The organism is Actinophytocola sp. (assembly GCF_036402745.1).
In the GTDB taxonomy this organism is placed as follows: Bacteria; Actinomycetota; Actinomycetes; order Mycobacteriales; family Pseudonocardiaceae; genus Actinophytocola.
The window spans coordinates 12,268-33,803 of record NZ_DASWSJ010000184.1; the positions used below are offsets into that span (position 1 = coordinate 12,268).

19 protein-coding genes and 1 pseudogene are annotated in these 21,536 nt (G+C 71.2%); 7 read left to right on the plus strand and 13 right to left on the minus strand.

Going from position 1 to position 21,536, the window contains the following annotated elements; all coding sequences use genetic code 11:
* Nucleotides 1-182: 182 nt before the first annotated feature.
* Nucleotides 183-2,951 (minus strand): helix-turn-helix transcriptional regulator, encoded by a 2,769-nt coding sequence (locus VGD70_RS18020; protein WP_331082717.1) that lies wholly within the window; start codon nucleotides 2,949-2,951, stop codon nucleotides 183-185.
* A gap of 169 nt (nucleotides 2,952-3,120) precedes the next feature.
* Here VGD70_RS18020 and VGD70_RS18025 point away from each other — a divergent pair, with 169 nt between their 5' ends.
* Nucleotides 3,121-3,873, plus strand: coding sequence for a thioesterase II family protein (locus VGD70_RS18025; protein WP_331082719.1), 753 nt, complete (start codon nucleotides 3,121-3,123; stop codon nucleotides 3,871-3,873).
* 65 nt (nucleotides 3,874-3,938) lie between these two features.
* Nucleotides 3,939-4,475, plus strand: a complete 537-nt coding sequence (locus VGD70_RS18030; protein WP_331082721.1) for a D-beta-D-heptose 1-phosphate adenosyltransferase — start codon at nucleotides 3,939-3,941, stop codon at nucleotides 4,473-4,475.
* A gap of 11 nt (nucleotides 4,476-4,486) precedes the next feature.
* Here VGD70_RS18030 and VGD70_RS18035 read toward each other — a convergent pair whose 3' ends face one another.
* The 3 genes from VGD70_RS18035 to VGD70_RS18045 all read right to left on the minus strand — a co-directional run bounded on the left by VGD70_RS18035 (nucleotide 4,487) and on the right by VGD70_RS18045 (nucleotide 6,241).
* Nucleotides 4,487-4,696, minus strand: coding sequence for a DUF5988 family protein (locus VGD70_RS18035; RefSeq protein WP_331082723.1), 210 nt, complete (start codon nucleotides 4,694-4,696; stop codon nucleotides 4,487-4,489).
* Nucleotides 4,697-4,933: 237 nt separating this feature from the next.
* Nucleotides 4,934-5,434 (minus strand): VOC family protein, encoded by a 501-nt coding sequence (locus VGD70_RS18040; protein WP_331082725.1) that lies wholly within the window; start codon nucleotides 5,432-5,434, stop codon nucleotides 4,934-4,936.
* 351 nt (nucleotides 5,435-5,785) lie between these two features.
* Nucleotides 5,786-6,241 (minus strand): nuclear transport factor 2 family protein, encoded by a 456-nt coding sequence (locus VGD70_RS18045; RefSeq protein ID WP_331082727.1) that lies wholly within the window; start codon nucleotides 6,239-6,241, stop codon nucleotides 5,786-5,788.
* A gap of 107 nt (nucleotides 6,242-6,348) precedes the next feature.
* On the opposite strand from VGD70_RS18045, the gene VGD70_RS18050 reads away from it, so the two are divergent.
* Complete coding sequence (locus VGD70_RS18050) at nucleotides 6,349-7,005, plus strand: helix-turn-helix domain-containing protein (protein ID WP_331082729.1); 657 nt, start codon at nucleotides 6,349-6,351, stop codon at nucleotides 7,003-7,005.
* A gap of 254 nt (nucleotides 7,006-7,259) precedes the next feature.
* Nucleotides 7,260-7,802, plus strand: a complete 543-nt coding sequence (locus VGD70_RS18055) for a hypothetical protein (protein ID WP_331082731.1) — start codon at nucleotides 7,260-7,262, stop codon at nucleotides 7,800-7,802.
* Between the two features lie 172 nt (nucleotides 7,803-7,974).
* Here VGD70_RS18055 and VGD70_RS18060 read toward each other — a convergent pair whose 3' ends face one another.
* Genes VGD70_RS18060 through VGD70_RS18080 form a run of 5 tightly spaced genes read right to left on the minus strand, consistent with a single transcriptional unit; the run spans nucleotide 7,975 to nucleotide 14,294 of the window.
* Complete coding sequence (locus VGD70_RS18060; RefSeq protein ID WP_331082733.1) at nucleotides 7,975-9,519, minus strand: class I adenylate-forming enzyme family protein; 1,545 nt, start codon at nucleotides 9,517-9,519, stop codon at nucleotides 7,975-7,977.
* Nucleotides 9,516-10,262, minus strand: a complete 747-nt coding sequence (locus tag VGD70_RS18065; protein ID WP_331082735.1) for an ABC transporter ATP-binding protein — start codon at nucleotides 10,260-10,262, stop codon at nucleotides 9,516-9,518. The genes VGD70_RS18060 and VGD70_RS18065 overlap by 4 nt, the downstream gene beginning before the upstream one ends.
* The gene (locus VGD70_RS18070; protein WP_331082737.1) at nucleotides 10,255-11,028 is read right to left on the minus strand and encodes an ABC transporter ATP-binding protein; all 774 of its coding nucleotides are present in this window, start codon (nucleotides 11,026-11,028) and stop codon (nucleotides 10,255-10,257) included. The genes VGD70_RS18065 and VGD70_RS18070 overlap by 8 nt, the downstream gene beginning before the upstream one ends.
* Nucleotides 11,018-13,024: an ABC transporter permease gene (locus VGD70_RS18075; RefSeq protein ID WP_331082739.1), complete on the minus strand. Its 2,007-nt coding sequence runs from the start codon at nucleotides 13,022-13,024 to the stop codon at nucleotides 11,018-11,020. Before VGD70_RS18075 ends, VGD70_RS18070 begins: the two co-directional genes overlap by 11 nt.
* Before the next feature lie 25 nt (nucleotides 13,025-13,049).
* On the minus strand, nucleotides 13,050-14,294 hold the full coding sequence (locus tag VGD70_RS18080; protein WP_331082741.1) for an ABC transporter substrate-binding protein: 1,245 nt from the start codon (nucleotides 14,292-14,294) through the stop codon (nucleotides 13,050-13,052).
* 203 nt (nucleotides 14,295-14,497) lie between these two features.
* Here VGD70_RS18080 and VGD70_RS18085 point away from each other — a divergent pair, with 203 nt between their 5' ends.
* Together VGD70_RS18085 and VGD70_RS18090 are read left to right on the plus strand one after the other, a co-directional pair.
* Complete coding sequence (locus VGD70_RS18085) at nucleotides 14,498-14,962, plus strand: MarR family winged helix-turn-helix transcriptional regulator (protein WP_331082743.1); 465 nt, start codon at nucleotides 14,498-14,500, stop codon at nucleotides 14,960-14,962.
* A gap of 76 nt (nucleotides 14,963-15,038) precedes the next feature.
* The gene (locus VGD70_RS18090; protein WP_331082745.1) at nucleotides 15,039-16,583 is read left to right on the plus strand and encodes a class I adenylate-forming enzyme family protein; all 1,545 of its coding nucleotides are present in this window, start codon (nucleotides 15,039-15,041) and stop codon (nucleotides 16,581-16,583) included.
* 12 nt (nucleotides 16,584-16,595) lie between these two features.
* Here the strand turns inward: VGD70_RS18090 and VGD70_RS18095 are convergent, their stop codons facing one another.
* Together VGD70_RS18095 and VGD70_RS18100 are read right to left on the minus strand one after the other, a co-directional pair.
* Complete coding sequence (locus tag VGD70_RS18095; protein WP_331082747.1) at nucleotides 16,596-17,840, minus strand: beta-ketoacyl-[acyl-carrier-protein] synthase family protein; 1,245 nt, start codon at nucleotides 17,838-17,840, stop codon at nucleotides 16,596-16,598.
* Nucleotides 17,833-19,290 carry a class I adenylate-forming enzyme family protein gene (locus VGD70_RS18100; RefSeq protein WP_331082749.1) on the minus strand — a complete coding sequence of 486 codons (1,458 nt, stop codon included), beginning with the start codon at nucleotides 19,288-19,290 and terminating at the stop codon, nucleotides 17,833-17,835. The genes VGD70_RS18095 and VGD70_RS18100 overlap by 8 nt, the downstream gene beginning before the upstream one ends.
* Before the next feature lie 36 nt (nucleotides 19,291-19,326).
* On the opposite strand from VGD70_RS18100, the gene VGD70_RS18105 reads away from it, so the two are divergent.
* Entirely contained in the window at nucleotides 19,327-19,797 is a 471-nt protein-coding gene (locus VGD70_RS18105; protein WP_331082751.1) for a MarR family transcriptional regulator, read from the plus strand.
* A 16-nt stretch (nucleotides 19,798-19,813) separates the two neighbouring features.
* Here the strand turns inward: VGD70_RS18105 and VGD70_RS18110 are convergent, their stop codons facing one another.
* Together VGD70_RS18110 and VGD70_RS18115 are read right to left on the minus strand one after the other, a co-directional pair.
* A complete protein-coding gene (locus tag VGD70_RS18110) occupies nucleotides 19,814-21,193 on the minus strand; it encodes a 4-hydroxyphenylacetate 3-hydroxylase N-terminal domain-containing protein (RefSeq protein WP_331082753.1) in 1,380 nt (459 codons plus the stop codon).
* Between the two features lie 70 nt (nucleotides 21,194-21,263).
* Nucleotides 21,264-21,536, minus strand: a pseudogene (locus VGD70_RS18115) (enoyl-CoA hydratase); the annotation flags it as partial.

The window sequence follows — 21,536 nt, forward strand, 5'->3', positions numbered from 1 at the left end:
GTGCTTCGCTGCGCGGTACAAATCGATTCCGAAGACTATGGACGGGAAATGCGCGCAGCAATGCGATCGCCCGCCGGGCGGTTGATTCCGGGGATTTATCTGGCCGGGGTTCGGACGGTGCGGAATCTCGGGGGCGGCTGGTTCGGTACGGACCATCCGCCCGCCGCCGCGCCTCCGTACCGCTACTCCTGCTGCTCCTGCTCGCGCAGCAACACGGCACGGCCGGGCACCCCGAGCTTGCGGTACGCGCCGGTCAGTGTCTTCTCGACGGCCCGCCGGGTGACGCCGAGGTCGTCGGCGATCCGCTGGTTCGTCCAGCCCTCCCGCACCAAGGCGACCACCGCCTCCTCGGTTCTGGTGAGCGGCACGTGTTCGGAGCGGCGCAGCCGGGGAACCGGACCGCCGTACGGTGAGTCCTCCGCACCCCAGTAGGTGCCGCACTCGGCCGCGATCCGCTCCCCCTCGGCCACCGCCTGGTCGTCGGAGCGGCCGCGGGCCCGCAGCCGGCGGCCCAGGACCGTCAGCGCGGCGGCGAGGGTCAGCCGGTCCGCGGAGTCGCGCAGCGCGCCGACCGCCGACCGCGCGAGCGCGAGCGCCTCGGCGCCGTCGGTGAGCGAGGCCCGCAGCAGCAGCGCCCTGCCGACCGCACCAGGGCTCCCCCAGGCCTCCGCGGCCCGTTGCGCCTCGTCGGCCAGCCCGGCCGCGGCGCCGGGGTCGCCGAGCGCGCGGTGCGCGGCCACCGCCCACGCCCGCCACGGTGGGTCGGCCGCACCGGTCCAGCCCACGTGGCGCAGGCGGTGCCCGCAGTCGAGGAACCGGTCCAGCGCGGTCGCCCAGTCACCGGCGAGCGCGTCGGTCATGCCGCGCAGCATGGTCGCCGACGTGGCGACCCTGGGGTCGGCGGACGGCGGCCCGTTCGCCATGATCCGGCCCGCCAGCTCGACGTCCTGGGTGCGCAGCGCGACCGAAGTGAGGGCGGTGACGGCGAGGGCGGTGGTCTCTGGCCAATCCGGCCCGGCGGCCGACAGCGCGGCCGTGGCGGTCTCCTGCGCGAGCCCGAGCTTGCCGGTGGCGGCGTGCAGCACCGCGAGCTCCGCGTCCAGGAGTGTCCGCTCCCCAGGCGACCCGGTGCGCCTGGCCTCCCGCTTGGCCAGCTCGAGCCAGTCAGCCAGCTCCGCCACCGCGTCGGCCGCGACCGCGGTCGGCACCAGCACGGGCAGCGCGGTGTGGGCGTGCGCCGGGGTGGCCGGCTCGCGGGCGAGCACCCGCGCCAGCAGGTCGGCCACCTCGGCGCGGGGCCGGGTGCCGCCGAGCGCGGCGTCGTAGCAGCGAACCGCCAGCAGCTCGCGGCCGGCGCCGGAGCCGAGCAGGTCGTCGACCGCGATCCGGTCGAGGTCGGCGCCGGTGACCGGTCCGGCCACCTGGTCATGCAGCGCGAACAGGCGTATCCGGGCGATGAGCCGGGCGGTCAGCTGCCGGTGCCTGCCCTCCGGGTCGTGCGCGGCGAGGTCGGCCCACGCACCGCGCACGATGTCGCCCAGCGCGGGCGCGGCGGCGGCGAGGGCGGGGGGGATGGACAGCGCGGCCACGGCCCGTTCGACCCCGGCCGCGAGGTGCGGCAGCGCCATGGTGACGTGCCGGGCCGCGGCGCCGGGGTCGGCGCTGCGCTCGGCCGCCGCGAGCGCCACCAGCAGCTGCGACCGTTCCGGGCTCTCCTCCAGGTGGTTCAGCAGCGCAACCCGCAGGTACCGGGCGGCGGTCTCGCCGGCGCCCCGGTCCAGCGCGGCGCCGGCGGCGGCGCGCAACACGGCGGTCTCGGCGTGGTCGTACCCGCGGCCGGCCAGCATCAGGTGCTCCACGACGTCCTCCGCCGGATGCGCGGCGTCACGCAGCAGCCGGGCGGCCGTGCGGTGCAGCCGTGCGCGGACCGACGCGGGCAGTGCGGCGAGGATGCCGTCGCGGACCGTGGCGTGCACCAGGCGCGGGGTCGCCGTGTCGGCCAGCAGGCGGGCCCGCTCCAGCGCGGACAGCGCGGACTTGCATGCCAGCTGGTCCATTCCGGACAGTCCACACAGGAGTTCCGGTTCAGCCGCGTCGGCGAGCACGGCCAGCGCGCTGGCCATGGTGCGCACCGCGACGGGGGCGGACGCGAGCTCCGCCAGCCTGCGCTCCCGCAGCAGCGGCTGCAGGTCCTGCGGCCGGAACGACCACGCGCCGGAGGTCCGCAGGCCGGCGAGCACGGCCCGCAACGCAGCCGGGTTGCCGCCGGTGACCTCGTGGCAGGCGACCGCCGCCGCGAGTGGACAGTCCCACCCGGACTCCTCGGCCAGCAGCGCGCGCACGGCGTGCGGCGACAGCGGCGCCGGCTCCAGGACGTGACCCGCGCTGGCGCAGAAGTCACCCAGCAGGCGCGGTTCCCGCACGTCCCGGCCCTCGCAGAGCCCGCCGACGACCAGGATCCGCGCGGACCGCACGCGCCTGCCGAGGTAGCCGAGCCACCGCAACGACGGCGCGTCGGCCCACTGCAGGTCGTCGGCGGCGAGCAGGACCGGCCGGTCCTCGCTCACGTTGACGAGGAAGGTGTGCAGGCCGTGCAGCACGGTCTCGCAGATCTCGTGGTCGGGCGACCACGGCTCGTCGAGCAGCAGCCCGCGCAGCGACGCGGCCGGGCCACGCAGCCAGCGGTCGAGGTCGTCCGGTGACGCGTCGATGACGAGGGGCTGGCAGAGCTGCTGCACCAAGCCGAACGCGAAGCCCTGTTCGGCGACCGCGGCGTCGGCGCGCAGCTGCAGGAACTCGGCGGGCGCCCTGGCGCACAGCGCGTCGAGCAGCGCAGTCCTGCCGACGCCCGGCGGCCCGCCGACCACCAGCACACCGCCGCGGCCGCGGGCCGCGGCCGTCGCCACCGTATGTGCCGTGGCCAGCTCGTGATCACGTTCGAGCAATGCCAAGGCGATCACTCCATCGTTGGGTGACGCGGTGATCCGGGCAGTCTATGGCGACTGATGTGGATTTTCAACCGTATGCGTGGGTTCATGTGGTTTTCAAGATGACTGAGGATTTCCCGGTCCGGTTCGGGGTTGACTGCCCCGGCCGCCGACCTGAGGAGGGGACCTGACCGTGGCGACCGCAGTACCGACCACCGCCTGGTTGCGCCGCTACCACCCCGCCGACCCGGGCGACCGCCGCCTCGTCTGCTTCCCGCACGCGGGCGGCTCGGCGAGCTTCTACCATCCGGTGTCCGCGCGGTTCAGCCCCGGCGTCGAGGTGGTCGCCGTCCAGTACCCCGGCAGGCAGGACCGCCGCCACGAGCCGTGCGTCGACGACATCAGGACGCTCGCCGGACTGGTCGCTGCCGAAATCCGCGCACTGCCACCGAAACCGAGCGTCTACTTCGGACACAGCATGGGCGCCGCGGTCGCGTTCGAGACCGCGTGGCGGCTCGAACGGGACGGGCTCGGGCCCCGCGCGCTCATCGCGTCCGGCTGGCGGGCACCGTCCGACCCGCTCGACGAGGGCGTGCACCGGCGCGACGACGACGGCGTGTTCGCCGAGATCCGCGGACTCGACGGCACCGACGCGGCACTGCTCGCCGACGAGGAGATCCTCCGCATGGCGCTGCCCGCGATCCGGTCCGACTACCGGGCCATCGAGACCTACGCCGCGAGCCGCGACCAGGTGCTGCGGTGCCCGATCATCACACTGCTCGGCGACACCGACGGGAAGGTGGACCGGGTGACCGCGAGCGGCTGGGCGGCACACACCAACGGCGCGTTCCGGCTCCGGGTGTTCCCCGGCGGGCACTTCTACCTCCTCGGGCAGCAGGCGCAGGTCTGCGCGGAGGTGGCCGCCACGCTCGCCGACCACTGCTGAGGCGCCTGGCCTTGTACGCTCGTTCGTTCCGGATCTCAGGACGGCCGACCTCAGGACGGTGGGACATGGACGCGATCGAGCGCATGGCGAAGGCGGCACTGGCCGCACTTCCCGCGGACGGCGCGATCCTGCTCGACTCCTCGCCGGTCAGCCTCCACCTGGCCGCGCTGCTGCCCGCCGACCGGGAGCTGATCGTGGTCACCAACTCGTTCGACGTCGCGACGCTGCTCAGCACGCGACCGAAGCTGGAGCTGCGCCTCGTCGGCGGGCACCTGCGGCCGGGGTCGTCAGCGGTGGTCGGGCCGTGGTCGCGGCTCGCGCTGCGCAACAGCTTCGTGGACATCGCGTTCTTCGGCGCGGACGGCGTCACCCCGGCCGAGGGCGCGAGCAGTGCCGACGAGGAGGTGGCCACGTTCAACCGCGTGGCGGTCGCCGCGTCCCGGCGCGTGGTAGTGCTCGCCGACCACACCGCGGTGGGCCGGGCCTACCCGGCGACGTTCGCGACGCTGGCCGACGTCGACACCCTCGTGACGGAAGCCGACGCCGACCCGGACCTGCTGCGGGAGATCACCGCCGCCGGCCCGCAGCTGGTCATGGCCTGAACTGGTCCGCGCTATTCGGCCACGCGCGTGCGGTCGCACCACTCGAATACCGGCACCGGCACACCGTCGATGTCACGGTTCCCGCCGCGGTACACGAAGTGCTCGTGGCCGGACGCGAACGGAATCTTCACTTTGTCCGCGAGGTCCGCGACCTCCGGCAGCCGCGCGCTGTCCGGCAGTTCGGCCGGTCCACCCGACAGCACCACCCGTACACTGCTCATGGCGTTCTCCTGACGTGCGACGGAATGTCTGGAAATTGTTTCTTGTCCGGTACTAGTGATTCCAGTAGTTCCCCCGGGATAGCATTCACGCCAGCAGCAGACGCCGCTGTTCGTTTTCCGGGGGAAGCAGTAGTTCGGGTTCACCGGCAAGGAGAGCGCAGGGCCAGAACGGCGTCGATCGCTATAGGTTTTCTATGGGACCCGGTCGTCTCGATATCGAGATCGACCGCACCGCCACTAATCCGGGAGCGGTGCTGTTGTGTCCCCGGCGCGAGCGCCCCACACCGCGACGAGATCCCCGCCGCGGGCACGGTGCGCGCGCAGGTGGTCAAGCCACACCGGTCCCAGCTCGGTCAACTCGACGAGGTTGCCGTCCGGGTCACGCACCGCGGTGATACGGGACTGGGCACCGAAAGCGCGCGGTTCGTAGCACAGCTCAACGCCCCGTTCGGCCAACCACGCAGCGAACGCGCCCAGGTCGAAGACCATGAACGCGATCTTCACCGCGCCTGCCGCGGTCTCCTCGCCCGGATAGTCGGCCTCGGGGTGGATCGCGAAGTGCACGTCACCAAGTTCGCAGGCCCAGTGCGGCTCGGTGTCACCGTGCTGCTCATCGACCAGCGGCACACCGAGAATGTCGCGGTAGAAGTCGACGAGCCGCCTCGGCTCGGCCGAGGTCAGGATGATCCCGGAGAGAAACCGCAGGTCCTCCGGTCGTTGCCGGGGTCCGTCGGACATGGCGCAACCTCCATTGGTCCGGGCGACGGCCGTACTCTATCGATCTCCCGGCATGGTGCCGAATCGACCGAGCCGGTCCGGCCCATGCCGGCCTGACATCGCTGCCAACGACTCGCCGTGCCCCAACGCCGCCCTCACGACGAGCTTGCTCGCATTCGCCGCCCGGCGGAGACCGATCCGGGCAGGCGCGGGGTCTCCGCCGCGCCGCCGTACGGTGGCGAGCGTGATGCCGCGGGAGGTCGAGGACCGGTTCGTGTCCTACCGAGACGAGCTCGGACTGCCGAGCGAGCTGGTGCCGCACTGCCTGCGGCATTTTGTCCCCGCTCAATTGTCGTGTCGCGATTTGCCTACCTAGTGCGAGGTGGTGCTGTCAGCGTTGAGGGCTGCGACAAGTGCGTCGAGTTGGCCACGGATTCGGGCGGCGGTGACGTGGTCGAAGTAGTCACGGGAGGTGACGATCTCACCGTTGCGCACACGGAGCACGAAGATGGCGGGCTGCGCGAAGGGCTCTCCGGTCTCGGCGACTGTTCCCTGATACTCGAACTCGGCGACGATGACCTCGGGATCGGTCGTCTCGTGGATTGTGATGTTGGCTGCCCGACGATGCAACCGGGGACCGGTGTCGGTCGGCCTGAAGTGTTCGCGAAGTTCGTCGCGGGTACGCAGCGCGGCGGCGCGAAGCGGGTCGAACGGGTGCACGACGTGGGTCTGTTCCGCATACAGGCCGGGTAGTTCGTCCCAACGGCCCTCCGCAACGCCGTCCACGAGTGCGCGGAAGACCTCTTGCGGGCTACGGGGCTGGGTCACGGCACTCTCCTGTCATCGGCGTGCGGTCGGATCGGATACCATCCGAAGTGTCGACTCCGATTATATGGAGTCGCGACTTCGGATGGCAACGCGTGGGCGAAGGAGCGATGGGCACCCCGGGCAAGCGAGACACCGGCAGCCGGCGGCCGCAACGCGCCGATGCGCGAACCAACCATGGCCGCATCCTGGACGTCGCCGAAGAGGTCTTCGGCAAGGGCGGCGAGTCTGCGTCGACCGAGGAGGTGGCCCGCTTGGCCGGCGTTGGCATTGCCACAGTCTTCCGCCACTTCCCCACCAAGGCGGCGCTGCTGGAGGCCGTTCTCGTGAGGCGGTTTGACCGCCTGCGCGAGCAGGCCGAAACACTGCTCGATGCCACGGATCCGGGCAGGGCGTTCTTCGACTTCTTCAGCCACCTCGTCGCCGACGCGGCGACCAAAATCGCCATAGGCGAGGCTCTACTTGACGCCGGCGGTGACAGCGACGGCGACGCCGCTCAGGCATCGAACGGACTGCGCAGAGCTGTCGCTGCTCTGCTGCGGCACGCCCAGCACGCCGGCGCCGTCCGAGACGATGTCGAACTGCCCGAGGTCTACGCCTTGCTGGTTGCCACATCACGAACCGCCGCGCACGCGCACCTCGACCAAGAGGTGCGAGCCCGGGTACTCGCCATTGTCTTCGACGGCCTCGCGCCACTCCCGAACGCGCGAGCGCAGACACGCGAGCAGCCCGAACTACCCCGGCCTCATCGCCGAGCATCTACCTGACGAACCCGGGCTGCCGTACTCGGTTGTGTGTATGTCCGCCGAGTTGGCTGAGGCTGCTCGACCATGCCCGCAGGTGGCGGGAAAGCTCGCCGGAGGAAGTGCGCGAGTCTTTCACGCCGGCTTTCGGACCGGCCGATCTGGCAAGCTCACCTCAGCGACTTGTGGGACCCGACTAGCAGAAGGACCAGGCGGGAGTGGGACGAAAACGGGCTACGAGGATCCTCGAACTGCTGCTGTTCCTCGCGGCAGTTGGCGTGGCCTACGTGGGCCAAGTCCAGGGCCAGGCGTCGTGGCACTGGCTCACTGCGGGCTTGCTTGCCGCGCTCGTCGCCGCTCACCTCCAGCAGCGCACACGGCCGGACCCTGACCCTGAACCCGCGCCGAAACCCGAACACACGAAACCGAAGAAGCGGCCGAAGGCGCGTGACGCGGCTCTCGGCATCGGCGCTCTCGGCATCGGCGCCGCCCTCATCGCCGCGGGTTTCATCCTCGTCGGGCCGTTGGACTCCAACGTCCCGGACGACGCCCCCGACATCTCGGCCGCCCACGTCGGCGACTGCGTCGGGACGACCAGGAGGAAGTACGGCTGGTACGTGGTGCCGTGCTGGTACAAAGCCGCCACCTACCTCGTGGTCAATATCGGGCTCCGGCGCATCCTGGGGCCGACCAACCGCACCACCCCCGCCGACGCGCTGAAGTTCTGCCAGGACAGCCCTGGCTGGGACGCGGCTGGCAGGTTCGAGCCCGCCTACCCGGACTACTTCACGGCCGTGACCGTGTGCCTCACCCACAAGTGACATCCCGGCGCGCGGCTCAGCGGAGGACCGCTTCGAGGCGAGATGCCGCGGGGAGTTCCGCGAGCCCCACGGCCAGGTGGTTTGTTGGCGAGATCGGACACCATGTTCAGTCCGTCGCTGCGTCACTCGGCTTTGGGCGCTGAACAGACCCTCGGGTGGCGAGGGACCGTGGTCAGGCTGGTGTCTCGAGGAGGCTGCGGCGCAGCTCGCGCTTGAGGATCTTGCCGCTGGCGTTGAGGGGCATCTCGTCGACGAAGTGGACGATTTCCGGGACCTTGTAGGCGGCCAGGTGGGCTCGACAGTGGGCGCGCACGTCGCCGGTGTCGAGGGTGTGGCCGTCGGCAAGGCGGACGAAGGCCACGACGAGCTCGCCCCAGAGGTCGTCCGGTCTGCCGACCACAGCCACCTCCGCCACGGCGGGCAGCCGGTTGAGAACAGTCTCGATCTCGACCGGATAGATGTTCTCGCCGCCGCGGATGATCATGTCGGTGGCGCGGCCCGCGATGTACAGGTAGCCCTCCTCGTCGCGGTAGGCCAGGTCGCCGGCGCGGAACCAGCCGCCGCGCAGGGCTCGGCTGGTCTCGGCCGGCATCTCCAGGTAGCCCGCCATCACCGCGTCGCTGCGGGAGATCACCTCGCCGACCACGCCGGGGGGCACGTCGTTGTCGTCCGCGTCAACGATGCGGACCTCCACGCCCGTTGGTGGGAGACCGATGGAGCCGAGGAGTCGAGGCTCCCCCGCCGCCGCCCTTTCGTGGTCCACTGTGGACAGCACGCCTTGCAGGCCGCCCTCGGTGGCGGCACCGAAGGCGTTGATGAAGCCGCAGCCGAACACGTCCATCGCCTCGTGGAGCAGGGCCGCGCTCATCGGCTCGCCGCCGTAGATGATCGTGCGCAGGTGCGGGTAGGCACTGTCGCGGACGCCGGGCAGGTCGAGCAGCCTGCGAATCATCGTCGGCACGAGGAAGCAGCCGGTGAGGCCACCCTCCTGCATCCAGCGCAGCGTGGTCTCCGCGTCGAACTGGGGCAGGATCAGGGTCGGGAAGCCACGGGCGACGTGTAGGAAGATCATGGCCTGGCCCGCGATATGGAAGGCGGGCGACGCCGTGTAGCGAAACTCGCCGGGCCGCATCTCGTACTCGACCGACTCCATCGCCACGAGCGCCTTGAGCATGCCCTGCGGCTGCAGCACCCCCTTGGGCAGCCCGGTGGTGCCGCTGGTGAACGCGAGCCCGAGGATATCGGTGTCGGCGACGTGCACGTCCGGCTCGACGTCGGAGCCGCTCGCGACGAGCGCCTCGTACTCCTCGTCGATGTTCACCAGCAGCCGTACACCGCCGACGCGGGCGACAACCGCGCGGCCCGTGTCGGCGTACCGCCTGGAGACGAACACCGCCACCGGGCCAGCACGCCGGATGAGAGTCTCGACCTCCTCCTCGGCAAGCCTGTTGTTGAGGGGCACGTAGGTCGCGCCGAGCTTCATGCTCGCGTGGATGACCTCGTAGTAGGCGACGCTGTCGACGGCGAGGATCGCGATCCGGTCGCCGAGTCCGATCCCCTGCGCGGCAAGGGATCCGGCGAGGCGGTTCACCCGTGAGTTGGTCTCGGCGAAGGTCTGCGAAGTGCCGTCGCCGAGGACGAAGCACGCCCGGTCCGGCGACCGTCGCGCGGACAGGCGCAAGTGGTCACCAAGGCGAAGCATCGGCCGGTACGTCACGAAACCCCCTCGACCACCGAGTCGGCGGCGAACTCGTCGGCGCCGAAGTACGCCGACTCCAGCCGGTCCCGCCCGGCGAGCAGGTCCGCCGCCTGCCCAGCGAGTACCGCGCGGCCGTGGTTGAGCACGACCGCCCGGTCGGACACGGCGAGCGCGAGCTCGACGTGCTGCTCGACAAGCAGCACCGCGATGCCCTCCTCCCGTGCCAGGTCGCGGATCGCGGGAAGCATCGCCTGGACGATCTTGGGTGCGAGCCCGAGACTCATCTCGTCCACCATCAGTACCCTCGGCGCGGCAAGCAGCGCCACCGCGATCGCGAGCATCTGCTGCTCGCCGCCCGACAACAGGCCGACCTTGCGAGACTCCAGCTCGGCCAGTGCCGGGAACCGGTCGAGCACGGCGGCGCGGCGCACCGAGTCGGCACGGCGGCGCGCGAGCCGCAGGTGATCACGCACGGAAAGGCCGTAGAAGATGCCGCGGTCGTCGGGAACCAGCCGGACACCGCGCCGCGCCAGCAGGTGCGGCCGCTTGTGCGTGACCCGTTCGCCGAGGGCGGTGACCGTGCCAGCCATCGCCGGGACGAGCCCGACCAGTGCGAGCAGCGTGGTGGTCTTGCCAGCACCGTTGGGCCCGAGCAGGGACACGACCTCGCCCTCGCCGACCGACAGGTCGAGGTCGCGGATCGCGGGCACGCCGTTGTACCCGGCGGTGAGCCCCTCGGCGCGGAGCAGTGTGTCAGGCATTGGCGGACTCCATGGGAACACCGAGATAGGCGGCGATGACCCGCGGATCGGTTCTGGCCTGCGCCGGCGTGCCGGTGAAGATCACCTTGCCGAACTCCATGACGTAGACCCGGTCACAGACGCCGAGTACGAGGGACATGTCGTGGTCGATCAGCAGCACACCGGGCCCGCCGTCGGCGATCCCGCGCACGCGCTCGGCGAACTCGAGGCTCTCCTGGCTGTCGAGCCCGGCGGCCGGTTCGTCGAGGAGCACCACCTGACAGCTGCCCGCGAGCGCGCGGGCGACACCGACCAGCTTCTGCTGCCCCAGCGACAGGTCCCGGGTGACGGTGTCCTCGATGCCCTCGAGCCCGACGGCCCACAACGCCTCGGTGACGGTCGTCCGCAGCGAGCCGCGGCGGGGCAGGAACAGGTCGCGCAGGATCGCGCCGAAGCCGCCGTGCGCGACCGCGACCTCGATGTTCTGCGCGACGGTGAGGTTGCCGAACAGCTCACCGGCCTGCCACGTCCGCGACAGGCCGTGGCGGCGGCGCTGGTGGGCCGGCATCCCGTCCACCCGGTCGGCGCCGAGGCGGACCTCGCCGGCCGCCGCGGTGAACCCGGTGACCGCGTCGACGAAGGTGGTCTTCCCGGCGCCGTTCGGCCCGATCAGCCCGACGATCTCGCCCGGCGCGACGCTCAGGCTGATGCGGTCGTTGGCGACCAGACCGCCGTACCGCACCGAAAGGTCGGTCGTACGCAACCCGGCGGAGTCCTCAACGCGCATCGGAAAGGGCCTTCCTCTCGGTCCGGTCCCCAGAAGCCTTGGCGGGCGCCACGGCCTCGGGGGTTCGCCGGAAGCGTTCCCGCAGCCGGTCGAGCTGCCTGCGGGTCTCCCCCGCGACGCCGACCGGGTTGAGGATCGCGGTGGCGATCAGCGCGAGCCCGGAGATCAGCGCGTAGTAGTCGCCGAGGTCGAACACCTCGTGCAGCACCACGTAGACGATGCCGAGCGGGCCGATGACGCCGGCGATGACCGCGCCGCCGAGCGAGGTGATGCCGCCGAGGTAGGCGACGGCGAGGATCTGCAACCCGACGAAGACCGTGAACGACTCGGCGGACAGCTGGCCGGCGCTGTACCCGATCAGACACCCCGCGACGCCGGCGATGAACGCGGACAGCCCGAACCCGATGATCTTGGCGACCCGGACGTCGATGCCGACCGACGCGGCCGCGCGTTCGTTGGCGCGCACGGCGAGGAACATCCGGCCCGTGGTGCCGGACGCGAGCCGTACGAACGCGAGGACGACCAGCACCGCGATGACGAGCACGGTGATCGAGAACGCCATCCTGCTCAGCTCGCTGCCCTCCCGCACGGCCACGTCGAGCCCGAAGAACGTCGGGTCGGCGATCGGGTTGCCGGACGGCGGGGTGAGCGCGTAGTTGTTGAACACGAACCGCTCGATCGCCAGCGCGGCCGCGATCGTCACGATCGCGAGCTGTGCGCCACGGATGCGGAACGCGGGCAACGCGACGATCATGCCGAGCAGCGCGGCCACCAGCGAGCAGAACAGCACCGCGAGCGGGAACGGCATGCTCCAGCCCGTTGTCACCTTCGACAGCGTGAACCCGGCCGCACCAGCGAACGACGTCTGCGCGAGGGAGATCTGCCCGAGGTAGCCGGTGACGACCACATAGGACAGTGCGACGAGCATCAGCACGATCGAGTACGTGACACCGAAGCGGTAGGTGTCCTGAGTGAGCGCGAGCACCAGCACCGCGACGCCGACCAGGACCGCGGCGGGCACCGGCCGGATCTTCGGCACGTGCACGTCGGGCAGCCGGATCGTCTGCAGCGTCCCCCGGGACGGCAGCCGCCGGCCGAAGAGGAACAGGATCACCATCACCAGGATGAACGGGATCACCTGGTCCACTCCGGACTGTGCCCACTGCGGCCACCACGGCTTGCTCACCAGCAGGTTGACCACCGACTGGAACGCGCCGAGGACGAGCGAGGCCACCACGACGACGGCGATCGACTCCATCTTCGCGACCAGCAGCACAGCCAGCGCCGGCACGACGAGCAGCGTGTAGTTGGCCGAGTTGAGACCCGTGAGGCTCGACCCGAACAGGACGCCGACGGTGGCGACGGCCGAGGCCAGCACCATCGCGACGCCGGCGAGCCGATCGGGTGCGAAACCCATCAGTATCGAGCCGCGCTCGTTCTCCGACGCCGCCCTGGTCGCCACCCCCGCCCTGGTGAACCTCAGGTAGGCCCACACGAGTGCCGCGAGGACGACCATGACCGCGGTCATCACGAGCTCCCGGCTGGACACCCCGACACCGAAGAGGCTGGCCTTCCCCTGCGGGACGATCGACTCGACCACGATGTTGTTCGGCCCGAACCGGATGATCACCAGCGCCTGGAGGGTGAGCATCAACGCGACCGACACGACCACCTGCGCCAGCACCGGCGCGTGCCGGACCGGCCGGAACACCAGGTAGTGCGCGAGGATCCCGAGCAGGACGCTCATCAGTATCCCGACGAGCGCCGCGACCAGCAGCACCGGCCGCGCGCCGAGCGGTATCCGCCCGATGGGCAGCACCAGCGTCCCGTCGATGCGCAGCTGCGCGAAGACGTAGACGCCCCACATCGCCATGGCGCCCTGGGCGAAGTTGATGATCCCGGTCGCCCGGTAGACCAGCACCAGCCCGGTGGTCAGTCCGATGTAGACAGCGCCGAGGCCAAGGCCGAGGACGATGAACTGGAGGTAGGTGCTCACGGTGTGGGCTCCGCGTCGCTGGGGGTCAGGAGGACGTGCCGGGGATGACCGACAGGTCGAGGTCGACGTAGCCGGCGTCGTCGACCGGCTTCAGCGAGCCGTCGGACTGCACCTCGAAGAAGATCGCCTGCTTGCTGCACGCGGTCGGCATGCCGGGCCAGACCTTGCCGTCACAGGTGACGGTCGGGCCTGCGAAGGTCGGGAAGTCCTTGAGCTGCTTCATGGCCGTGGTGACGGAGGCGGCGGTGATGTCACCGCCGATGGTGCCCATCGCCTTGACGGTGTTGACCACACCGGCGAACGCGTAGATCGCGCGGGTGGACAGCTGGTCGCCGTGGCCGGTCGCGTCCATCGACTTCTTGAAGTCGTCGAGCTGCTTCTTGACCTCGGCCGGCGCGTGGTCGCGCGCGGCGTAGACCCACAGGCGAGGCTGGGTGGCCGCGCCCTCGGCCTGGCCGCCGAGCTCGTTGATGAACTTCGAGCAGGAGCCGGCGAAGAAGGTGCCGGTGAAGCCCTGCTGGCGGATCGCCTTGAACAGCTCGGTGCACGAGTCCTCCGGCAGCGCGATCACGCCGGTGGAGTCGGGCTGGTCGGCCAGCTGGGTGGCGGCGAGGACGCTGAAGTTCGCGCCGTTGCCCGGCGGGTACTGGATGGCGACGTCGATGCCGAGTTCCTTGGCGATCGGCTTGATGATCTCGTCGACGTAGGTGTGCGACGCGGGCGCGTCGGTGACGGCGAGCGCCGCCTTCTTGACGTCGAGGGAGTGGAGCATGCTCAGCGAGCCGAGCGCGCTGACCTCGGTCGGTCCGGTGTAGAAGAAGGCCTTGCCGTACTCGACCCGGTCGGCCGACCCGGTGCCCGCGAGGGTGCCGATCAGCGGGATGCCCGCGGCGCCGAGGATCGGGAGCGCGCCCTGCAGCGCGGGTTCGTAGGCGTCGACGACCACGGGGATCTTCTTGGACACGAAGCTGTTGGCGCAGTTGATGGCGTGTTCCGGGCTGCCGTCGCCGCGACAGATGTCGAGCTTGATCGGCCTGCCGTCGATCCCGCCGAGTACCCGGTTGACGTAGTACTCGGCGCCCTGCGCGCCGTAGGCGGTGTCGGGGTAGGCGGTCGCGCCGGTCGTGGGCGCCATGACACCCAGCACGATCGGTTCCCCGGTGGGGTTCTCGGTGCCGAAGCCGGCGGCGGAGTCCGATGGCGCCGCCTCGCACCCGCCGAGCACCAGAGCAGTGATGGCGGCGAGCACCGCGATCGTCTTCTTCCTCATTGAAGAACCGTCCTTTGTCCGCGGATGGGCGGTGAGGGTAAGCGCGGATCCACTAGCTGTTGACGTCGATGTCAAATCTTGCGCTGTCGCCTGTTCGCGTGTCAAGGCTCACGTCACGGGTCCACGCGCCGCGTTCGGACGGCCACTGCGTGCCGTCTGAACAGTTGACCAGGCGGACAGTTCTCCGCTGCTAGATTGGCGCGATGGACCCGATCGAGGAGGGCAGGCGCAACTGGCTCGCCCACGACTCCGGCCCGGTACACCAGGTGACCGCCGCGACGGTGCTCACCAGGGGCCAGCAGATCGCCACCCAGCGGATGGCGGGGGTCCTCGCCGAGCACGACCTCACCTTCGCGCAGCTGGAGATCCTCGTCCGGCTGGCCGAGCGGCCGGAACCGCTGGGGATGGGTGAGCTGGGGGCCGCGGTCCGCCTGCACCCGACGACGGCGGCGCGCACCGTCTCCCGGCTCGAGCGGGCCAGGTACGTCGAACGCGCCGACGACGACACCGACCGCAGGGTCACCAGGGTGCGGCTCAGCGAGCGGGGCGCGGCGGTCGTCAACGCCGCGCTGCGGGACCTGCGTGGCATCGGCTTCGGCCTCACCGGGTGGGCACCGGAGGACGCGCGGCGCTTCACCGCGCTCGCGGACCCGATCATCGAGGCCTGACGACTACACGCCTATTGAACAGTTGAGAGAGCGGAGATATGTTTCCGGCACCCGCTCAGGCAGGGAGGCCGGCCGGATGCACTACGGGACCTTCGTCAGCCGTCACGCGACCCGCCACCCGGAGCGCGTCGCACTCGTGGACGGCGACCGCACCCGCACCTACCGGGAGTTGGACGAACGCACCGATCGGCTCGCGAACGCGTTGCGCGCCACGGGACTCGCCGACGGCGACCGGGTCGCACTGGTCACCGACAACCGGCTGGAGTGCGTCGAGGTGATGGTCGGCGTGGCGAAGGCCGGCCTCGTGTTCGTGCCGCTCGACTTCCGCCTCGACGACCGCGCCGCCGCGCACCTGTTGCGGCACAGCGGCTCCCGCGTCGTGCTCTTCGGCGCGTCGCACCGCGACCAGGTCGCCCGGCTGTCGGGAGTGGACGGTGCGGATATCCCGGTCGAGTCGTGGGTCGGGCTCGACGACCCGGACGGGTACGAGCGGCTGCTGGCGGACGCGGCGCCCGACACCAGGCCACCGGTCGCGGACGACGCCGGGTTCTGCATCCTCTACACGAGCGGCACGACCGGCCTGCCGAAGGGCGTGTTCTTCACCCACCAGCAGACCATGGACAACGCGATGGCCGTGCTCGTCGAGTTCGGCATCGACGCGGACACCCGCTACCTCGTGTCCTACCCGCACAACTCGGCCGGCTCGGTGAACCACGTCTTCGGGCCGGTGCTCATGGCTGGCGGGCGCCTCGTGCTCGGCGACGTCCGCGGGTTCGACGCCGAGCGGTACTTCGCCGTCGTCGAACGCGAACGCGTTACGCACAGCCAGCTCGTGCCCACCATGGTGTTCCGGCTGCTCTCCTCCGACGCCGACCGGGGCCGGGACATCAGCAGCCTCACCACCGTCGGGTACGCGTCCGCGCCGATCCCGGCGCCGAAGGTCCGGGAGATGCTCGCGCGGTTCGGCCCGATCTTCGTGCAGGCCTACGGGATGACCGAGACGTGCTCGTTCGCGACCGTGCTCACCAGGGCCGACCACGAGGCCGCTGGCACGGCCCGCGAAGGCGTGCTGGCGTCGTGCGGCCGCGCCACCTACGGCGTCGAGGTCGCGGTCGTCGACGATGACGACCGGCCGGTGCCACCGGGCACGACCGGTGAGGTCGTCCTGCGCGGGCGGTGGCTTTTCCAGTCCTACTGGGACGATCCGGAGCTGACCGGGGAGACCTACCGGGGCGGGTGGCTGCACTCCGGCGACGTCGGCTACCTCGACGAGGAGGGCTACCTGTACCTCGTCGACCGCAAGAAGGACCTGCTGATCATCGGCGGCGCGAACATCGCGAGCAAGGAGATCGAGGACGCGCTCTACGAGGTGCCCGGAGTGCTGGAGGCCGCCGTGATCGGCGTGCCGGACGATGAGTGGGGCGAGCGGCCACACGCGGTCGTCGTGCCCCGGCCCGGCGCGACCGTGTCCGCCGACGCCGTGCTGGCCCACTGCCGCGAGCGCCTGCCGAGCATCAAACGGCCGGTGGCGGTGACCGTGCGCGACGCGATGCCGAAGACCTCGACCGGCAAGATCTCCAAGCCAGAGCTACGGCGTCAGCTGACGCCGGCCGCATCCTGATCACCGTCCTGGTCACCCGGCGCCGAGCACCAGCGACGCGTTCTGGCCACCGAACCCGAACGCGTTGACCTGCGCGTGCCCGGAACCCACCGCGCCGGGGCGCGCGGTGACGACCTCGAACTCCGCCTCCGGGTCCACTGTGGACGTGCCGGCCGTGTGCGGCAGCACCCCGTCCCGTAGTGCCGACAGCGCGGCCACCACGCTCAGCGCGCCCGCGGCGCCGCCGGGGTGCCCGATGTTGCCCTTGATCGAGGTCACCTTCACCGCGCTCCCCCGGTAGACGTCGTTGATCGCGCGGATCTCGGCCGAGTCACCCTTCGGTGTCGACGTACCGTGTGCGACCACGGCGTCCACATCGGACGCACGGAGGCCGGCGTGTGCCAGTGCCTGCGTCATCGTCTCGGCCTCCCACTCCCCGGTCGGGTTCGGCGAGGACGGGTGGTGGGCGTCGGCGAGCGAGGCGTAGCCATCGACGGTGCCGAGCGGGACCGCGCCCCGTGCGGCCGCGTGTGCCCGGCTCTCCAGCACGAACATCGCGCTCCCCTCGCCGACCACGATGCCGCCACGTGCCACGTCGAACGGGATGCTCGCGCGCAGCCGCTCCGCACGACCGTTGGTGACGCCGTACCCGGCCTGGCTGTGGAACACCGCGGGCACGAACGCACCGTCGGGTGTCCCGTCCGGCAGCCCGAAGCCACCCTCGGCACCGCCGGTCAGCACGACGTCGGCACGGCCGGTGCGGATGAGGTCGGCCGCGGCACCGATCGCGTCGAGCGACGACGCGCACGCCGTGCAGAACGTGAGCGCGGGGCCGTGCAGTCGGTGGCGCATGGCGATCTGGGCGGCGGCCATGATCGGCCAGATCCGGATCATCGTCTTGCGGTCGACCGCGGCCGGGCCGCCGGTCTCCAGCTGGTGCTGGGCCTTCATCAGCGCGCGGGTGCCGCCCATGCTCGTACCGAGGGTGACCCCGGTGCGCCGGGGGTCGAGGTCGGTGAGCCCGGCCTGGCGCAGTGCCTGCTCGCTCGCCGCGAGCGCGAACAGCGCGAACAGGTCGCTGCCCGCGACCACGGCCGGGTCGGCCCAGGCGGCCGGGTCGAAGTCGTGGACGCCGGACCACCACGCGAAGTGGTCGGCGTCGGCCCACGGCGCCTCGTGGATCGCGACGTCACCGGCGGACAGCCCGGCCCGGAACGAATCGACGTCGTGGCCGAGCGCGGACACCACGCCCGCTCCGGTCACCACCACATCAGACATCGGCGTCCTCCTCGGTGCGGTTCCTCGTTCTCGGGCCGCGGTCGTCGGCCGCGGTGAGGTCGAGCCCGGCACGCACGGCGCGGCGGTCGACCTTGAGGCTGGCGAGCTTGGGCAAGGCCGCGTCCCAGGTGGCGACGTAGCGCGGCACCTTCCACGCGGCGAGCCGGGCGGCGCAGTACGCACGCAGCCCCACCGGGTCGGGCCCGTCCGCCCACACGACGACCGCGCACGCCTCCTCGACGAACACCGGGTCGGGCACGGGCACGACGACCACCTCGCGAACGCCGGGATACCCGGCGGCGACCCGTTCCAGCTCGTGCGCGGAGATGTTCTCGCCGCCGCGTTTGATCACGGCCTTGGCGCGCCCGACGTACGCGTACCCGCCGCCGGGCAGCTCGCGCACCAGGTCGCCGGAGACGATCCCGCCGTTCGCGGGCGGCTCGCCGTCGTAGCCGGTCATGACGGCGGGGTGGGCGAACCACAGCTCCCCCACGGCGCCAGGCATGACGTCGGCACCGTCCTGGCCGACGACCCGCACCCTGGCGTCCGGCGGGTACGGCCCGCCGATCGAACCGTCCGTTGTGGACTCGCCGGGGCGGGTGGTGAGACCGAGCCCGCTGGTCTCCGTCATCCCCCACAGCGTCCGGACCTCGGTGCCGAACCGGTGGTGGAACGCGGGCACGTCGTAGTGCGTGACGAGCAGGCGCAGCGGGTGGTCCCGGTCGGCAGGCGACGGTGGTGCGGCGAGCAGCAGCTCGGCGATCGTGGGGACGACGATCGTGACGGTCGCGTTCCTGGCACGCACGAGGTCCCAGAACCGGGAGACGCTGAACCGGCCCGTGAGGGTGAACGCCGCGCCGACCGTCGTGGCGGGCGCCCAGCCCATGAGCGTCGCCGACGCATGATGCAGCGGGAGTGCGCACAGGACGGTGTCTGCGGCGGTGTAGCCGTGTGCGTCGGCGAGCGCCGCACCGGTGACCGCGAAAGCACGTTGTGGCACCACGACTCCACGCGGCCGGGACGTGCTGCCGGAGGTGTACAGCACCGCCCAGGGATCGTCCGCGCCGACACGCACCGGCCTGGCCGGCGCGCGGCTGTCACCGGGTGTCGGCGGCTCGGTCGTCCCGTCGCCCTCGGTGACGACGACACCCGCGCCGCTCCGTACGAGCAGCTCCGCCAGCTCGACCGGGGGCAGCGCGGGGTCGAAGGGCACGGCCACCGCGCCGAGCCGGGTCAGTGCGGCGAGCGTGGCCAGGTGACCGGGGTTGGCGTCGAGGACGAGCGCGACGCGCGTGCCCGCCCGCACGCCGCGTGTCGACAGCCGGGCGGCGACGACCCGCGCCCAGTCGTCGAACTCCGCATAGGTCCAGTCCCGGTCACTGGCACGGAGGAACACATGGGAGCCATACCGCGCCACCGCACGCACCCAGGCGTCACCCGCGCCTGTCATGGCCCCGGCCGGGTCGGCGCGCGATAGGCTCGCCCGATGAGCAGCCCGCCTGACCAGGTGTGGGCGGGTCTCGGTGCGGACGACCGCGCCGCCTTCGACGCCGCGGCCACGCTGATGCGCGCCGCCGGGGTGGCCACCGGCCGCATCGACCGGATCCTGCGGCCGTTCGGGCTCACCTTCGCCCGGTTCGAGGTGCTGTTGCTCCTGTCGTGGACCCGCAGCGGGGCGATGCCGCTCGGTCGCATGCGGGACCGGCTGATGATCCACCAGGCGGCCGTCACCAACCTCGTCGACCGGCTGGAGCGTGACGGGCTGGTGCGCAGGGTGCCGCACCCCCGCGACCGCCGCACCACGCTCGCGGAGATCACCAGCAAGGGCCGCAAGGTCGTGCTGCCAGCCACCCGCGACATCGGCGAACAGCTCTCGCTCGGCGTCGACGACCGGGCCGCCGAGGAGATCTTCACCCTGGTGCAGCTCCTGCGCAGCGCGGCAGGCGAGGCCGGCTGAGCGCCGGACACCGCGCTCACGCCCCGGACAGCCCGGCGGCCTTCAGCGCCAGCGCGCGGGCGCGCTCGATGTCGTAGTTCTTGCGGGTGACCAGCCGCTGGGCGAACAGGCCACCGCCGGACTGGAGGTTCGTGACCTGGTGCCAGCCGCCGAGCGCGTCGGCGGTCGTGTCGCGGATGGCGTGGAACAGCTTCGTGCGGTACTCCCCCGACACGTCCGGCCCGGTGCCCATGTACTTGTCCAGCAACGGTTTCAGGTCGGGGTTGTCGAAGTCGGCCATCGAGGGGGCGGTCACCACCGCGCCGCCCGCGATGTCGTGCAGGTGCCGGACCATCGCGTTGAAGTTCGCCGCGCCGTGGTACTTGGTGACGTTGGTGAACATGTCGTCCGGGTAGTAGAACCCGTCCGGCGTCGCGTGTGCGTGGGTCAGCGCCGCCTCGAGCCCCGCGCGCAGCAGCGTCGCGTGGATCATCATCTCGTCGATCTTCTCGCGGACGTGGGAGACCCGCGCGGTGCCGTTGGCCTCCGCGATCAGGTGCGCGAGGCCCACCAGCTCGTCGGCCTGGTTGATCATGAAGGACACCCCGCCGAGCCGTTCCCACAGGCCGAGCGAGTGGGCGAACACCGCGGCGTGCGCGGTCTGCCCGTCGAGGAAGACCCGCTCGGTCGGGACGAACACGTCGTCGAAGATGACCATGCTGTCCGGCATGCTCTCCTTCGAGCTGACGGGAAAGTCGCGCGGGTCGACGCCGCGCGGGTGGTAGGTCGTGTTGGTGATGTGCACGCCGGGCGAGCTGACCGGCACGGCGCAGGCGATCGCGTAGTCCTCCTCGCCCGGCTTCATCGACTTGGTCGGCATGACCATCAGGTCGTGCCCGAACGCGGCGGCGGTGATGTGCAGCTTGGCGCCGCGGATGACCACCCCGTCCGGCCTGCGCTCGACGACCCGCACGTAGGCGTCCGGGTCGTGTTGCTTGGCGGGCGCGAGGGTGCGGTCGCCCTTCGCGTCGGTGATGCACTCGGTGATGCGGATGTCCTTGCGGCGGGCGTCCTCGACGTAGGCCTTGATGCGCGGGACGAACTCCGGGTTGTCGTCGGCGAGCCTGCCGGCGGCGACCAGCAGCGTCATCAGCGCCTGGTAGGTGACGTTGAGCAGCAGGTCCATCTCGATGATGACCGGGATGCGCTCACGCAGCTCCGCCGCACTGCGGGGCGCCATGGTCAGCGGGTTCACCGCGTCCGGGGCGTCGCTGTGGAACTTGTCGTAGCCGGCCGCGATGGCCTCCAGCGGGACGGCGAGCGCCGGCTCCGACGAGAGGTCCTCGACGAGCCTGCCGTCGAAGTAGACCTTGCGCCCGTCGTTGAGCGACTCCTTGTACTGCCGGCCGGTGAGCATCGTCGCGCACTCCTGTCACCCGAAGCTGAAGTGAATCTGACGTCTATGTCATATCTTGTGACCGGCAATGTCAAGAGCGGTCGCGTGCGGTCTGCCCTCGACCGCGGTCGATCACCTCGGCCCGACGTCTGCCGGACTCCGCGAGATCGAGGTTCCGCGCGTTCCAGTCCCGCGCGGTGTGTTCCTCCACCGCGTACGACCCGCCGACGAACTCCGCCTCCACCCGCCGGTAGGAGGCCAGCAACGCCCGCACGGCACGGCGGTCGTTGCCCGCGATCGCGCCGGCCACCGCGCGTGCCCTCGCCAGCAGCTCGTCGTGCGGCACGACCTCGCTCGCCAGGCC